Origin of the sequence: Labilibacter marinus, from assembly GCF_001659685.2 — a bacterium.
GTDB lineage: Bacteria > Bacteroidota > Bacteroidia > Bacteroidales > Marinilabiliaceae > Saccharicrinis > Saccharicrinis marinus.
The window spans coordinates 131,825-147,378 of the sequence record NZ_LXYE02000020.1 but is presented as its reverse complement, the minus strand read 5'-3'; the positions used below and the strand labels follow the sequence as shown (position 1 = coordinate 147,378).

At 36.9% G+C, this 15,554-nt stretch carries 11 protein-coding genes; 1 reads left to right on the top strand and 10 read right to left on the bottom strand.

Going from position 1 to position 15,554, the window contains the following annotated elements; translation table 11 throughout:
- Positions 1-15: 15 nt before the first annotated feature.
- The 10 genes from leuC to A8L32_RS09545 all read right to left on the bottom strand — a co-directional run bounded on the left by leuC (position 16) and on the right by A8L32_RS09545 (position 14,456).
- A complete protein-coding gene (gene leuC / locus A8L32_RS09590; protein WP_071797463.1) occupies positions 16-1,413 on the bottom strand; it encodes a 3-isopropylmalate dehydratase large subunit in 1,398 nt (465 codons plus the stop codon).
- A gap of 119 nt (positions 1,414-1,532) precedes the next feature.
- The gene (locus A8L32_RS09585; RefSeq protein WP_066630160.1) at positions 1,533-3,026 is read right to left on the bottom strand and encodes a 2-isopropylmalate synthase; all 1,494 of its coding nucleotides are present in this window, start codon (positions 3,024-3,026) and stop codon (positions 1,533-1,535) included.
- 72 nt (positions 3,027-3,098) lie between these two features.
- Entirely contained in the window at positions 3,099-3,653 is a 555-nt protein-coding gene (gene ilvN, locus A8L32_RS09580; protein ID WP_066630159.1) for an acetolactate synthase small subunit, read from the bottom strand.
- Positions 3,654-3,681: 28 nt separating this feature from the next.
- Positions 3,682-5,391, bottom strand: coding sequence for a biosynthetic-type acetolactate synthase large subunit (ilvB, locus tag A8L32_RS09575; RefSeq protein WP_233145474.1), 1,710 nt, complete (start codon positions 5,389-5,391; stop codon positions 3,682-3,684).
- A 90-nt stretch (positions 5,392-5,481) separates the two neighbouring features.
- Positions 5,482-7,308: a dihydroxy-acid dehydratase gene (ilvD, locus tag A8L32_RS09570; protein WP_066630522.1), complete on the bottom strand. Its 1,827-nt coding sequence runs from the start codon at positions 7,306-7,308 to the stop codon at positions 5,482-5,484.
- A gap of 678 nt (positions 7,309-7,986) precedes the next feature.
- Complete coding sequence (gene ilvC / locus A8L32_RS09565) at positions 7,987-9,459, bottom strand: ketol-acid reductoisomerase (RefSeq protein WP_066630155.1); 1,473 nt, start codon at positions 9,457-9,459, stop codon at positions 7,987-7,989.
- Positions 9,460-9,665: 206 nt separating this feature from the next.
- Positions 9,666-10,553 (bottom strand): AraC family transcriptional regulator, encoded by an 888-nt coding sequence (locus tag A8L32_RS09560; protein WP_066630150.1) that lies wholly within the window; start codon positions 10,551-10,553, stop codon positions 9,666-9,668.
- Between the two features lie 33 nt (positions 10,554-10,586).
- A complete protein-coding gene (locus A8L32_RS09555; RefSeq protein ID WP_066630149.1) occupies positions 10,587-12,830 on the bottom strand; it encodes a helix-turn-helix domain-containing protein in 2,244 nt (747 codons plus the stop codon).
- A gap of 89 nt (positions 12,831-12,919) precedes the next feature.
- Positions 12,920-13,717 carry a hypothetical protein gene (locus A8L32_RS09550; RefSeq protein WP_066630148.1) on the bottom strand — a complete coding sequence of 266 codons (798 nt, stop codon included), beginning with the start codon at positions 13,715-13,717 and terminating at the stop codon, positions 12,920-12,922.
- On the bottom strand, positions 13,707-14,456 hold the full coding sequence (locus A8L32_RS09545; protein ID WP_066630147.1) for a hypothetical protein: 750 nt from the start codon (positions 14,454-14,456) through the stop codon (positions 13,707-13,709). The genes A8L32_RS09550 and A8L32_RS09545 overlap by 11 nt, the downstream gene beginning before the upstream one ends.
- A 237-nt stretch (positions 14,457-14,693) precedes the next feature.
- Here A8L32_RS09545 and A8L32_RS09540 point away from each other — a divergent pair, with 237 nt between their 5' ends.
- Entirely contained in the window at positions 14,694-15,512 is an 819-nt protein-coding gene (locus A8L32_RS09540) for a 2,3,4,5-tetrahydropyridine-2,6-dicarboxylate N-succinyltransferase (protein WP_066630145.1), read from the top strand.
- Positions 15,513-15,554 lie beyond the last annotated feature (42 nt).

Below are 15,554 nucleotides of genomic sequence, written 5' to 3'. Positions count from 1 at the left end.
CTTGAAATTTAAAGGTTATAAAGTACGAGGATCAGTAATTACACCTGTTACAGCACAAGCGGCAGCAGTCAACGGACCAGCTAGTAAAGTTCTTGAACCAGGTCCTTGACGACCTTCGAAGTTACGGTTACTAGTTGCTACAGAATATTTACCTGCAGGTACTTTATCGTCATTCATTGCTAAACAAGCTGAACAACCAGGCTGACGTAATTCAAAACCTGCCTCTTCAAGAATATCTTTTAAACCTTCAGCAATAACTTGATCTTCTACTTTGTGAGAGCCAGGAACAATCCAAGCTGTAACGCCATCTGCCTTTTTCTTACCTTTTACAGCGTTAGCAAAAGTGCGTATATCTTCAATACGTCCATTCGTACATGAACCCACAAAAATCCAATCTATTTTCTTACCTAACATCTTTTCGCTAGGAGCAAAGCCCATGTAATCAAGCGATTTTAAGTAAGTTTTTTGAGAAGCTTCCTCAACGGTATCCAAGGCAGGAATAGTTTGAGTGATACCAACTCCCATTCCTGGGTTAGTACCGTAAGTAATCATTGGCTCAATATCAGCAGCATCAAAGTTATATACTTTGTCAAACTCAGCATCAGTGTCAGTTACTAAAGCTTTCCATTTTTCAACAGCTGTATCCCAATCAGCACCTTTAGGCGCATACTCACGACCTTTAACGTACTCAATTGTTTTCTCATCAGGAGCAATAAGACCTCCACGTGCACCCATTTCGATACTCATGTTACAAACGGTCATACGGCCTTCCATGCTTAAGTTGCGGATAGCAGATCCAGCAAACTCAACAAAATAACCAGTTCCACCACCTGTAGTCAACTTAGAGATGACATATAAAACAAGGTCTTTTGCTGAAACTCCTTTTTCTAATTCCCCATCGATGTTAATCTTCATCGTTTTAGGACGTGGTTGCATGATACATTGCGTAGAAAGTACCATTTCAACCTCAGAAGTACCAATACCAAAGGCAATACTACCAAAAGCACCATGTGTAGAAGTATGACTATCTCCACAAACGATGGTCATACCTGGTTGAGTAATCCCAAGCTCTGGTCCTACAACGTGTACAACACCATTTTTAGGATGACCTAAACCAAATAGCGTTACATCATTATCTTCGCAGTTTTTAGTCAAGGTATCCACTTGGAATCTTGAAATCTCGTCTGCGATAGGAAGGTGTTGGTTGATGGTTGGAATATTGTGATCAGGCGTTGCAAATGTGTTTTGCGGTCTGAATACTTTAATTCCTCTTGCCTTTAATCCTGCAAATGCTTGCGGACTGGTTACTTCATGAACCAAGTGGCGGTCGATATACAATACGGAAGGACCATCCTCGATAGTCTTCACTTCGTGCATATCCCAAATCTTGTCGAAAAGTGTTTTCCCTGCCAATTTACTATTATTTATAAGTTATTATTTATTTCAAGTATAAAGTACTTCATATTAAAGACAAAAGATAAAGTAGCTTGTTCAACCTCTTTATAGCTTTCGTCTTTAAATTTTTATCTCTGTTAAACTATTTTCGATAAAGCATCTAAATATGCCCAAACCGAAGCAGTTAAAATATCTACGTTAGCACCAAATCCGTGTACTGTTCTATCGTCGTGCGAAAGCTGAACGTGTACTTTACCAATATCATCAGAACCTCTAGTAATAGCTTGTACTAAATACTCTTCAAGTACAACATCTATATCTATCATTTTTTTGATGGCAGAAAAAGCTGCATCAACTGGACCATCACCTGTAGCTGTTTCTGTTTTAATAGTGCCATTGTGGTTAATGGTAACAGTAGCTGATGGGATACAAGATTTACCGCAAATCACCTGGAATTTATCCAACTTCAATACTCTTTCTTCTTTCTTTTCATGACCTACTAACACCTCTAAATCTTCGTCAGAGATGTCTTTTTTAGAGTCAGCCAATACCAAGAAATTCTTATATACCTGATCGATTTTCTCCTGATCTAATTTATAACCAAGAACTTCTAACCTGTGTTTTAAAGCTGCACGTCCACTACGAGCTGTAAGTACAATACTCGACTCCTTAACACCTACATCTGCTGGGTCAATTATCTCGTAAGTCTCACGATTTTTTAACACCCCATCCTGGTGGATGCCTGATGAATGTGCAAATGCGTTACGTCCTACAATAGCTTTGTTTGCCTGAACTGGCATACGCATTAAAGTAGAAACTAACTTACTTGTTTTGATGATTTGCTTGGCATCAATTTCAGTTTTAAAATCAAGATCTTTATGCGCCTGAATAGCCATTACTACTTCTTCTAAAGCAGTGTTACCAGCACGTTCGCCTAAACCATTTAAAGTAACCTCTACCTGACGAGCTCCATTAATTATGCCCGACAAAGTATTGGCCGTAGCCATACCTAAATCGTTATGACAATGCGTTGAAATAATGGCTTTGTCAACATTAGGTACATTATTCATCAAGTAAGCAATCTTTTCACCATACTCACCTGGTAAACAATAACCCGTTGTATCAGGAACATTAATTACGGTTGCTCCAGCAGCAATCATTGCTTCAACTACACGTGCCAAATATTCATTGTCACTACGTCCTGCATCCTCAGCATAAAACTCTACATCATCTACAAACTGACGAGCAAATTTAACCGCAGCAGCACCACGCTCAATAATCTCTTCAGGATTAGAGTTTAATTTTTGATAGATATGGTAAGGTGAGGTGCCTATTCCTGTGTGAATACGGCCTCTCTTAGCAAATTTAAGAGCATCGGCAGCCACTTCAATATCCTTTTTTACAGCACGTGTTAATGCACAAATAGTAGGATTAGTAACTGCTTTTGAAATTTCGACGACCGAATTAAAATCCCCAGGGCTGGAGATTGGGAACCCGGCCTCAATAATATCAACACCTAGTTTTTCTAGTTGCTTAGCTACTTCTATTTTTTCAATAGTATTTAACTGGCAACCTGGAACTTGCTCACCGTCCCTCAACGTGGTGTCAAAAATATAAACTTTATTGTCCATAATATTTATAACGCTTTAAATGGAAGAAGCCGGGAGGACCTCTTTCCTATAATTAATTACTCTTTTTTTACTTTAATATGTTTCGATTCCTCGAATCTTGTTTTCTGTTCTCAGTTCCCTGAGGTATTTTTCGAGGAGCTCAGTTCTCAGTTTTGTAATAGAAATTCTACCAGAACGAACAAACTGTAATACACCATATTTATCGAGTTTTACAAATAGCTCTTGTGTTTCGGCTTTATGCCCGGTTTTTTGTATTACGGTATACTCTGGCGTTACCTCCATAATTTGTGCTCCGTACGTTCTTACAATTCCTTCAATTTCGTTTCCATTGAGGAGTGCTTCAGTAGGTACTTTATAAAGTGCTAGCTCTTGATGTATTATTTCATCAGTAGTAAAAACAAATACCTTGAGAACATCGAGTTTCTTTTCGAGTTGACCAACGAGTTTATCCATTTGTTCACGAGTAGTAAAAACTACAATCGTGAATTTATGAACTCCTTCGAGTGCCGACTCAGATGTATTTAAACTCTCAATATTGATACTACGACGTGTAAAAGCCGTTGTAACCTGATTGAGGAGACCTACGTGGTTTTCGGAAAATATGGTAATTGTGAATTCTTGTTGCATGATTTCAATCTTTAAAGATGACAAATAACTACTCTAAACGAATATCAGAAACTGAACTTCCTGCTGGTACCATTGGAAAAACATTACCTTCTTTCTCCACTTTTACTTCTAAGAAATAAGGTCCATCATGTTTTGCCATAGTTTCAATAGCAGAATCAAGGTTGTCTCTCGAATCAACTAAAGCACTTTCTATACCAAATCCTTTAGCAATCATCTGAAAATCTGGATTCATTAATTCAGTTGATGCATATCTTCTATCAAAGAATAACTCTTGCCACTGACGTACCATACCTAAAAAGTTATTATTAAGTACAATAATTTTAACTTTTGCTCTGGTTTGCCAAATAGTACCTAGTTCTTGTATTGTCATTTGAAAACCACCGTCGCCAATGAACACACAAACATCTCTATCTGGTGCACCAAGGGCTGCTCCAAGAGCTGCAGGCAATCCAAATCCCATGGTTCCAAGTCCTCCTGAAGTTACATTACTTCTGGATTGCTTAAAGTTAAAATATCTAGAAGCCATCATTTGGTGCTGACCTACATCACTTACCAAAATCGCATCATCATTAAATGCTTTTGATACTTTATGAACTACTTCACCCATAGTCATTCCTTCTTGGGTTGGAAATACCTCGCCAGAAATAACTTTTTCGTCCTCTATTTTATCACAAGCTTTAAACTCTGCCAACCATTCAGGATAAGTATTACCTTTTACTTCTTTCGTTAAAGCAGGTAAGGTGTCTTTTACGCTTCCTAAAACAGCTACATCAGCTTTAATAATTTTATTTACCTCAGCAGGATCTATTTCTAGATGAATAACTTTGGCTTGTTTGGCATACTTGCTAACATCACCGGTTACTCTATCGTCGAATCTCATTCCAATGGCAATTAATACATCGCATTCATTGGTTTTAACATTTGGACCATAGTTACCATGCATACCTAACATACCTACATTTAAAGGATAATCAGTTGGCATAGCCGACATTCCTAATAAGGTCCATGCGGCAGGAATACCTGTTTTATCTAAAAACTCCCTTAGCTCTTCTTCTGCGTGTCCTAGGATTACTCCTTGACCTACAAGTGCCATTGGTTTTTTTGCTGAATTAATTATGTCTATTGCATCATGAACAGATTCAGGCTTAGTTAATGGAACTGGAATATAACTTCTGATATGATTTACTTTTTCATAATCAAAATCCACTTCTCCAAACTGAGCATCTTTGGTTATATCAATAACTACTGGTCCTGGACGGCCCGTTGAAGCAATGTAAAAAGCTTTAGCAATGGCCTCAGGAATTTCTTCCGCAGTTTTAACCAAGTAGTTCCACTTAGTAATGGGTTGCGTTATGCCTACCACATCAATTTCTTGAAAAGCATCTGTTCCAAGTAATGGTGAAGCAACCTGGCCAGTGATAACCACCATTGGGGTTGAGTCAATCATCGCATCAGCAATTCCTGTAACGGTATTTGTTGCTCCAGGCCCCGAAGTTGCAAAACAGACACCCACCTTACCCGTAACTCTTGCGAATCCTTGTGCAGCATGAACGGCACCCTGTTCATGCCTTGTGAGTACGTGGTGTAGTTTGTCTTGATAATCGTAAAGGGCATCATAAACTGGCATGATAGCACCTCCAGGATATCCAAAAATTAAATCCACACCCTCACATATTAACGAGCGAAGCACTGCTTCTGAACCGGAAATTCTCTCTTTTCCTTTTTTGTTCTTTTCCATGAGTAATTGGCTTTGTGGTTGCATATTTATTTGAATTTAGAACAGAGACCTAGAATTAGCTTGGTCTCTTTTTCCATTTTCTTATTTATATTATATTAATCTAACAGCACCTTTATCGGCAGAGCTAACTAAGCTTGCATATGCCTTAAGTGCTTTAGATACGTTACGTTCGCGAGGTTCTGGCATAAATGCATTTTCAGCTTTTGCTTCCTCTGCTTTTCTTCTTTCTGCTAAAACTTCATCAGATACCAGTACATTAATAGAGCGTTCTGGAATGTTGATTTCAATTTCGTCGCCAGTTTGAACTAATCCAATAGCTCCACCTGCAGCAGCTTCAGGAGAAACGTGACCTATAGATAAACCAGAAGTACCTCCTGAAAATCTACCATCTGTAATGAGGGCACACTTTTCGCCTAAATGACGAGATTTGATATATGAAGTAGGGTAAAGCATTTCTTGCATACCTGGTCCTCCTTTGGGTCCTTCGTATGTAATAACAACAACTTCTCCTGCTTTAACTTCTCCTGCTAAGATACCATCACAAGCAGCATCCTGCGATTGATAAACTCTGGCTTTTCCTTTAAAAATAAAGATGGATTCGTCCACACCTGCGGTTTTAACAACACAGCCATCTGCGGCAATATTTCCCTTAAGAACAGCCAAGCCGCCATCTTTGTTGTAAGCTTCATCAACAGAACGGATACAACCATTTGCTCTATCCACATCAAGCTTTGCGTAATGTGTTTTTTGCGAGCCCATTGTTAGGTTTCTGATTCCGGCAGGAGCACTAGTGTATATATCTTTGGCTTCTTCCGAAACTTCAGGATTCATTATATCATACTTTGCAATCGCTTCTTTAAGAGTAAGGCCATCTGCACGAGATACATTATTATCTAACAACCCTTTTCGATCTAACTCAGCTAAAATTCCGATGATACCACCGGCTCGGTTTACATCTTCGATATGATAGTCTGAATTAGGCGCTACTTTAGATAACACAGGTGTATTACGTGATATTCTATCGATATCATCCATGGTAAACTCAACACCAGCTTCGTGTGCTATAGCTAAAATGTGTAATACCGTATTGGTAGAACCTCCCATAGCCACATCTAAAGTCATCGCATTTTTAAATGCATTAAATGATCCGATGTTGCGGGGTAATACAGAATCGTCGCCGTCTCTGTAATACTTATAAGTATTTTCAACGATGATTTTAGCAGCTTTTTCAAATAACTTCTTTCTGTTAGCATGAGTAGCTACAATTGTTCCGTTACCAGGTAAAGCTAATCCAATTGCCTCGTTTAAGCAGTTCATGGAGTTAGCGGTAAACATACCTGAACAAGAACCACAAGTAGGACAAGCGTTTTCTTCAACAGCTTGAACGTCTGCATCAGATACACTGTCATCAGCAGCCATTACCATAGCATCAACCAAATCAAGTGCTTTATCGCCAACTTTACCCGCTTCCATTGGGCCTCCTGATACAAATACAGCAGGAATATTTAATCGCATAGCTGCCATTAACATTCCAGGTGTAATTTTATCGCAGTTACTAATACAAACCATAGCATCTACCTGGTGCGCATTACACATGTATTCCACGCTATCTGCAATAACATCTCTTGAAGGTAAAGAATACAACATACCGTCGTGTCCCATGGCAATACCATCATCAACAGCAATGGTATTAAACTCGGCAGCAAAACAACCTTGTGCTTCAATCATTTTCTTCACGTCTTGTCCAATTTCGTGTAAATGAACATGACCTGGAACAAACTGTGTGAATGAGTTAACAATCGCAATCATCGGCTTACCGAATTGCTCTTCTTTTACGCCGTTAGCTCTCCACAAGCTACGTGCTCCAGCCATTCTACGGCCTTCGGTGGTGGTTGCACTTCTTAATTTATTCTTCATTTCGTTATCTGTATCAAGACTCAAGCATCAGGACGAATCGTGACTTGCTTAAATGCGATTTATATTTTATTGAAGCTTAAAAAAGCTTACTATGCGTTTCAGTTAAAGGCAAAAAAAAGGCCTTTCTCAACATGTGAGAAAGGCCTATACAAAATATCTTATATGATTATTTTTTGCACAGAATTCTCACGTTCGCTTGGTGATGACCAAGAGAATGACGTTAATGAGAATGAGTGAAAAAATATTGTTCATTTCGTTTTGCTTTATGTTGTTAAACAACGTTTACAAATGTAGAGATTTTTTTGAATCTCCAAAAAAATAAATGCTAAATCATACATTTACTTTCAAGCTGTTAGATAACTACTTAAAGCAATTTGAATTTCAAAATGTATATTTTTCCATATTTAAGCAATCAGATTGCATGATTATACAGTCAATGTAAATGTCATTACAAAGTGTTCATTTACTTCGTTTTACGATAATTTGTTTATTGAAGTAATAAACTGAAAACAGATTCTGTATTGCTCGAATACTTAAATCATCTGTTCTACTATGTAATTTTGACTTCACTCATTCTTTTCATGAAAAACTCCTACTGTTTTTCAATACATTGGATAAATTAAACCCTGTTTTAAATTAATCAAAACAGGGTTTTATATATTCATCTAATAATTAGTCTTAGATAATTGCTTTCATAGCAGTCATAGCATCTCTTAACTCAGCACCAACAATTTCCACATCATGAAAACGGATAGCTTCGTTTACGTCTACTAATTCTTTGTTGCTAACCCCAGTATTTCCTTCGTTAAAGTTTTTACCAATAATATTGGTTTCAACTTTTTTCATGAAGTCAGTTAATAGAGGCTTACAAGCATGGTCGAATAAGTAACATCCGTACTCAGCAGTATCAGAAATTACGCTATTCATTTCATATAATTTTCTACGTGCAATAGTGTTTGCAATAAGTGGAGTTTCGTGTAACGACTCGTAATAAGCACTTTCTTCCTTAATACCAGCTTCAGTCATAGCTTCAAAAGCTAGCTCAACACCAGATTTCACCATAGCAACCATTAAAGTACCATTGTCGAAATATTCTTGCTCAGAAATTTCTACATCACCAGCAGGTGTTTTCTCGAAATCAGTTTCGCCAGTTGCAGCTCTCCAAGTCAATAAGTTTTTATCTCCGTTAGCCCAGTCAGCCATCATAGTAGAAGAAAACTCACCGCTCATGATATCATCCATATGCTTTTCGAATAATGGACGCATGATAGTTTTTAATTCTTCAGAGATTTTGAAAGCTTCAATTTTAGCTGGGTTAGATAAACGGTCCATCATGTTAGTGATTCCACCAATTTTTAAAGCCTCAGTAATAACTTCCCAACCGTATTGGATAAATTTAGAAGCATATCCTTTGTCGATTCCTTTTTCAACCATTTTGTTGAAGCAAAGAATAGAACCTGTTTGTAATAAACCACAAAGAATAGTTTGCTCTCCCATTAAGTCAGACTTAACCTCAGCAACAAAAGAAGAATGTAAAACACCAGCTCTATGACCTCCAGTTGCTACAGCATATGCTTTTGCAATTTCTAATCCATCCTTATTAGGATCATTTTCTGGGTGAACAGCGATTAATGTTGGAACACCAAATCCTCTTTTGTACTCTTCGCGTACCTCAGAACCTGGAGATTTAGGAGCAACCATTACAACCGTAAGGTCTTCACGAATTTGCATTCCTTCCTCAACCACATTAAAACCGTGAGAATAAGAAAGTGTAGCTCCTTTTTTCATCAATGGCATTACTTCAGTCACTACGTTAGTGTGCTGCTTATCTGGAGTAAGGTTTACAACCATATCAGCTGTAGGAATCATCTCTTCGTAAGTGCCCACTGCAAAGTTGTTTTCAGTAGCATTTTTCCATGATTGACGTTGCTCTTTGATAGCAGCAGGACGTAATGTATAAGATACATCTAATCCAGAATCTCTCATGTTTAACCCTTGGTTTAATCCTTGAGCTCCACAACCTACAATTACTACTTTTTTACCTTTTAGTTTTTCAACACCATCTGCAAATTCTGTGTTATCCATGAATTCACAAACTCCTAATTGATTCAACTGCTCACGTAACGGTAATGTATTAAAATAATTAGCCATTTTAATAATTTTAAATATTTAAACTATTTCTTAATTTTTAAACACTGAAAACTTAGTATTTAGGTCTGATTTTTAAAACGATACCTAAGGTACATAAGTTCATGATACAAATCAACGGATAAAAAAGGGAATAATTATCGTATAAAAGCACTTTTGTTAGGTACTTTTCATGGATTTATAAATATACAGAAGTGTTGTATATGTTTTCAACGTTCAAATTGACTTCTGAACTGGTTGGGAGTAACGCCGATTTGTTTCTTAAAAAACTTGGTGAAGTACGATTGATCGGAGAAATTTAATTGGTCTGAAATTTGTGTAACAGTAAGGCTTGTATGAATGAGTAGCCTCTTTATTTCCAACATTTGTTTCGACTGGATAATTTCATTTGAGGTACGTCCAGTTAATTGTTTCAGTGTTTGCGTTAGATGATTAGGAGTAATGGCCAAAAGTTCGGCATATTGATTTACGCTTAGATTTTTTTGGTAATTTTCCTCTACTAGCTGAAAAAAACGTTTTACGAGTAGGTGACCTTTGCCAGAGCTTAGCCCTTCCTCTTCAGTTGGGTATAAGCAAGCGGTGTAATTTAATATAGTATCTAATATTGAACGAAGTAAATCTATTTTACCTCCATCTTTTCTACCTATCTCGTCTATTCCTTTTACAAATAGTTGTCTTAAGAATTCACAATCTGATTTATCCACGAGTTGTAGTGGAGGGTTATCTTGTTGGATATTAAAAAAGAAAGGAAATTCTAATAGCCTGTTTTGGTTGTTTTTGTCGAACAGGTAAAAGTCAGCTGAAAAAATAAATAGGTAGCCCTCTATATCAGTTGAATATTCTATTTTGTGCGCTTGTCCTGGAGACATAAAAAAGATGCACGGAGGGTCTATAGCATAATAACTACTGTCGATAATATGATACCCAGAGCCTTTGGTCAAATACAATACCTCAAAAAAGTCGTGACGATGCGGATACTTTACCGTAAAGTGTCGGTTAGCATCAAAAGGCTCCACGTGAAACTGTCTACTGCCAAATTGTGGATGACTAAAAGACTGAAGCCCGTATGTTGGTATATTTTGTTTTTCTTTTGCCACGATTGTATAATTGCATTGTAAAGATAAATATATCTAATCACTATTATCAACTTTGTTTTGCGATATCATATAAGCTACCCCCAATCTTAATTCTCCGAAGGAAAACTCTTTACCCAATTCTTTTTTAAGCGGAGTTAGGGCAAATGTGTCTAAACTGTGAATCGCTTTTTCAATCATAGACAACTTACCTTGCCCAATAAAATCTAATACATCCAATTCTCCCAACTGAACGTAATGAGCCAAGTGGCCTTCAACGGTTCCTTCTGTTAAAGAACGCTCTTTGGCAATGGCCTTAATATTTTTGCTTTCCTTGTACATTTCAAAGCTAACCTGCTTGGTATCTACTTTCTCTTTCTTTTCCTTCGGCGTACGCTTTTTATTTACAGGACTTAGGTTTTCTCTACTCTCGGCAAACGAAGGTTTTTTTATGGAGTTTCTATCAAAGTCCGTTCCGTCGATAGCTGTTTTAATTAAGGTTTGTGCTTTATAAACTAATTGCAGCTGGCCATAATATAGGTTGGATAAATCAATCAATTCTGTATGATAGGCTTTAGCACCTTTAGTTCCTTTTAATTCATTACATAATTCACGGATGTCGTCGTGAATGGTTTTTATCAATGGTTCGAAATAAGCTGCTGCTTTATTGATGCGTTCTAGTAAATGCAATTGGTAATTCTTACTTCCTTCGGTTACAATTCGATTTACTTCAGCTCTAAACGAATCTGCAACTGTTCTGATAGGTTGTGTGTTTTCTAACCAAGCTAATGCCTTTGATTTATGTTGCTGTTTTATAGACTTTTTAGCATCCTTATTATAGGTGGAAATGTGATAGCTCAAATCCTGCATTAATCCTGCAAAGTCGAATGCGTGAAGAACAAAGCTTTTAAAATAATTTTGTGATTCGGATTTCAGGATAGGTATTAGTTCCTCTGGTTGTTTCTTTATCTCCGAAAAGGACTTTAAAGATGGGTCTACTTGAAAACCTTCGGTAGGAATAGGAGAGGTTAAGATCAAACCATCTAAACTGCGCAGGCGTGAAAGTGCAACATAAATTTGCCCTGGAGCAAAAGCATTTTGTACATCAATAATCGCTTTATCAAAAGTTAAACCTTGACTTTTGTGCACTGTAATCGCCCAAGCTAATTTTAAAGGATATTGCTTAAAGGTACCTACAATACTTTCTTCAATTTCGTTAGAATCCTTATCTACAGAGTACTTTTTATTCTCCCATAAATACTGTTCAGCAATGGCTGATTCAGAGCCATCGGAAAAGCTGACTTCAATTTGTTCCCTATTCAACTTTGTAATGGTTCCAATTTTACCGTTGAAATATTTTTGCTCTCCTGAATAGTCGTTTTTAGTAAACATGACCTGAGCACCTTTTTTTAGCTCAAGACTTTCGTCGGTTGGATAACTAAACTCTTTAAAATCGCCAATTACTTCTGCTTTAAAAAATACAGAGGATTCCTTAATACCTTGTAAAGCTTTTAGGTTTTTGTCGTTGGCAATTCTATTGTGGGTAGTAAGAAGAATTACGCCTTCGTCACTTTTCTGTTGGTAACTTGGTTTATAATATTTATTCAACAAATTAGCATCTTCCGCAGTAACTATATTGTTACGAAGGTTATTTAATAGTTTAATAAAAGTATCATCGGACTGACGATATATTTTTTCTAATTCCACGTAAAGTGGAGGCATTTGTCTTAAAACTTGAGCACTAAAAAAGAAGGCGCTTGGATAATATGCTCCAATTACTCGCCATTCATCTTCCTTAACAACGGGAGGAAGCTGCAATAAATCGCCAATAAAAAGTACCTGAACGCCACCAAAAGGGAGGTCGCGCTCTCTTCGAACGCTACGTAAAATTAAATCTATAGCATCTAACAAATCAGCACGCAACATACTAACCTCGTCAATAATGAGTAGCTCCATTTTTTTGAGCATATTGCGTTTGGTTTTATGCATTTGAAAGGAGCTGAGCAATGTACGAGGTGTATTAATTTGTGTACTCATGGATTGACTGTTCAATCCATTGTTATCTGGAATAAATGCACCAAAGGGTAATTGAAATAAGGAATGTAAGGTTACTCCACCAGCGTTAATAGCAGCAATACCTGTAGGAGCAGCAACAATCACACTCTTATGCGTGTATTTGGTAATATTTCTTAAAAAAGTAGTTTTACCAGTTCCGGCCTTTCCTGTTAAGAAAATGTTTTGATTGGTGTTATTGATAAATTTAGCCACTAACTGAGGCAAAGAATCTAACTGCAAACTCATTTCGGATAACGTTTGAATGAAATACAAAATAACGAAAGATTTCCATTCATCCGAAACTATTCAACATGTTTTAAGAAATGAGTATACAGCTAGTCGATTGGTTGACTATACCAATCTTTCTCTCCATACTTAGCTTTAAAATCATTTGATGCTTGCAGGATAGATTCTAGTAGTTGATACTCATCCATTTTATAGTGTAAATTATATCCCGTATTTAGAAAAATCATAAACGAATCCAGGCAAGTGCCTTTGTATTCTGTTAGTTGAAGCAGGTTGTCTCGAGAAACAAAGTAGTTAAAGCGTGTGCTTTTTTCTCGGATATTCTCTAAACGTTTTACCTCTTCTCGTTTTCTTTCATCTTCGCTTTTAATATCTATAGAAATTCCTCCTCCTGATTTCCTCTCGGCATAACCCATCGCAGCAGCCAAATTTATTTCATCCTTCCATGAAATAAAGATATCTTTAACTTTTTCAGCTTCGGTCTTATCCACTCTTAAATCTTTAAAGGCTTGCTTAAAATGGGCGTAAGAGCGGTAACGAAGCACTTCTACTTCGCTTAACGAATAAATATTTGATTGAACATTGAGTTGAATGGTTTCATGCATGTTTACCCATACTGTTGGAATCACCCAAGTGGTGTCTTTATAACCCAAACTATGAAAACGTAGAGTATCGCCAACAGAGCCCTGAATGGTAAATAGACCATCCGTATTGCTAAGTGTAATCTCGCCAGATACTTCGTTTTTAATGGCTGCAAAGCGTACTTTGTTTTCAGAAACGCTTTCCGATAAGTAAGCAGACAAAGTATGAAGCTCCTTTTCTTGAGCGTTTAACCCACAGGTAAGAGTTAAAAGTAAGATAGATATTATGGATATATTACTTCGCATCTGTTTCAAATTTTTCCTTCAGTTCTAAAATCTGTTGTTTTACAATTAAAGGGTTATCGCGTGAGCTTAATTTAAGGTTAACATTGCAGTACACTATAAAGTTAGTTAATGAATCACCTTCACTGTAACCAGATACCTCTTTTATAATGTCTCGATTAAAGAAGGTGTTAATTTTTTGCTGTTCTGCAGACTTTGCCAATTCTTTGATAGCATTCCTTTTTCTTCGCTCCGTTTTGCTGGTGTAATAATGTACAAAACTAATGGGGTTAACCACAGCAGCTAGTACTGGTGGTTTACTCGAAAATAATTCGCTTCGTACTGCTAATGGTTTGTCATCTTTGCTTTTTTTAGCCAGCTTAATATCATCTGGTAAATGTAAATGTAGTTCTTGTTTGGCCTGCACATCAACTGACTTAATCATATACGTGCGTCTGGTAAGCCCTATTTCTCCTCCATCGGGTAGATTTTTAAAATCAGCTACCTTAACTGTAACCGCATCATAACCTAAGCTAAATATTTTTAAGGAATCGGAGTCGTTAAATATATTTCTAAATGTTCCTAAGGTATCGGTAGAAAATGCCTGCATAGTTTCGTAACTGATGATTTGTGCATTTTCAATAATTCGGTCGTCTGTTTTATCAAACACCAATACTTTTACCCAGATCTCAGTGCGTAGAGAGTCTTGTGCATGAGAACGTGCACAAATTAATATGAGAAGTACCAGTAGGGCTAGGCGCATATCACAACTATAATTTAATGTCGGAAAATTATAAACAAAATTTGAGTTGAAGTATTTTTTGCAGGTTGTTAACCAAACTTTAACCTATGCTAGGTGTTACAAGAATCGTACCTTGTTAAGGTAATATCTAACTTAAAAGAGCATCTTAATTTCAAATTATCATTTATTATAGATATTTGATTTGCAATTAGATTGCTTTCATTATATTTTTGCAGCAAATTATAAATTAGAACAATCATGTTAGAGCAATACAAAGAAGTTGTTGAGCAAGCCTGGGAAAACAGGGATCTTTTAAAGAAAACGGAAACACAAGATGTTATCCGTGAGTTAATGGAGATGCTAGATAAAGGTAAAATTCGTGTAGCTGAGCCCAAAGGTGACGATTGGCAAGTGAATGAGTGGGTGAAGAAAGCAGTTATTCTTTATTTCCCTATTCAAAAAATGGAAACTATAGAAGCTGGTCCATTAGAGTTTCATGATAAAATGGCGCTTAAAAAAGACTATGCTAAATTAGGTATCCGCGTAGTACCTCATGCTGTTGCTCGTTATGGTGCTTATATTTCAAGTGGTGTTGTTTTAATGCCATCTTATACTAATATTGGAGCTTACGTTGATGCTGGTACAATGGTTGATACTTGGGCTACTGTTGGTAGTTGTGCACAAATCGGTAAAAATGTTCACTTAAGTGGTGGTGTTGGTATCGGTGGTGTACTTGAGCCAATTCAAGCTTCTCCATGTATTATTGAGGATGACGCATTTATTGGTTCTCGTTGTATTGTAGTTGAAGGATGTAGAGTTGGTAAAGAAGCTGTTTTAGGTGCTAATGTAGTACTTACTATGTCTACTAAAATTATTGATGTTACCGGAGATAAGCCTGTTGAATTTAAAGGTTATGTTCCTCCACGTTCTGTAGTTATTCCAGGTACTTACACTAAAAAATTCCCAGCAGGAGAATATCAAGTTCCTTGTGCTTTAATTATTGGGCAACGTAAGGAATCTACTGATAAAAAGACTTCGTTAAACGATGCTTTGCGCGAAAATAACGTAGCGGTTTAATAAGCTTATTAGTCATTGGTCAATAGTAGGTAGTAACTAATG

What these genes read in the sequence shown, in the direction of transcription:
- A8L32_RS09585 (WP_066630160.1), bottom strand. Translation starts at nt 3,026, where the DNA reads ATGGACAATAAAGTTTATATTTTTGACACCACGTTGAGGGACGGTGAG.
- ilvN (WP_066630159.1), bottom strand. Translation starts at nt 3,653, where the DNA reads ATGCAACAAGAATTCACAATTACCATATTTTCCGAAAACCACGTAGGT.
- ilvB (WP_233145474.1), bottom strand. Translation starts at nt 5,391, where the DNA reads ATGGAAAAGAACAAAAAAGGAAAAGAGAGAATTTCCGGTTCAGAAGCA.
- ilvD (WP_066630522.1), bottom strand. Translation starts at nt 7,308, where the DNA reads ATGAAGAATAAATTAAGAAGTGCAACCACCACCGAAGGCCGTAGAATG.
- ilvC (WP_066630155.1), bottom strand. Translation starts at nt 9,459, where the DNA reads ATGGCTAATTATTTTAATACATTACCGTTACGTGAGCAGTTGAATCAA.
- A8L32_RS09555 (WP_066630149.1), bottom strand. Translation starts at nt 12,830, where the DNA reads ATGAGTTTGCAGTTAGATTCTTTGCCTCAGTTAGTGGCTAAATTTATC.
- A8L32_RS09550 (WP_066630148.1), bottom strand. Translation starts at nt 13,717, where the DNA reads ATGCGAAGTAATATATCCATAATATCTATCTTACTTTTAACTCTTACC.
- A8L32_RS09545 (WP_066630147.1), bottom strand. Translation starts at nt 14,456, where the DNA reads ATGCGCCTAGCCCTACTGGTACTTCTCATATTAATTTGTGCACGTTCT.
- A8L32_RS09540 (WP_066630145.1), top strand. Translation starts at nt 14,694, where the DNA reads ATGTTAGAGCAATACAAAGAAGTTGTTGAGCAAGCCTGGGAAAACAGG.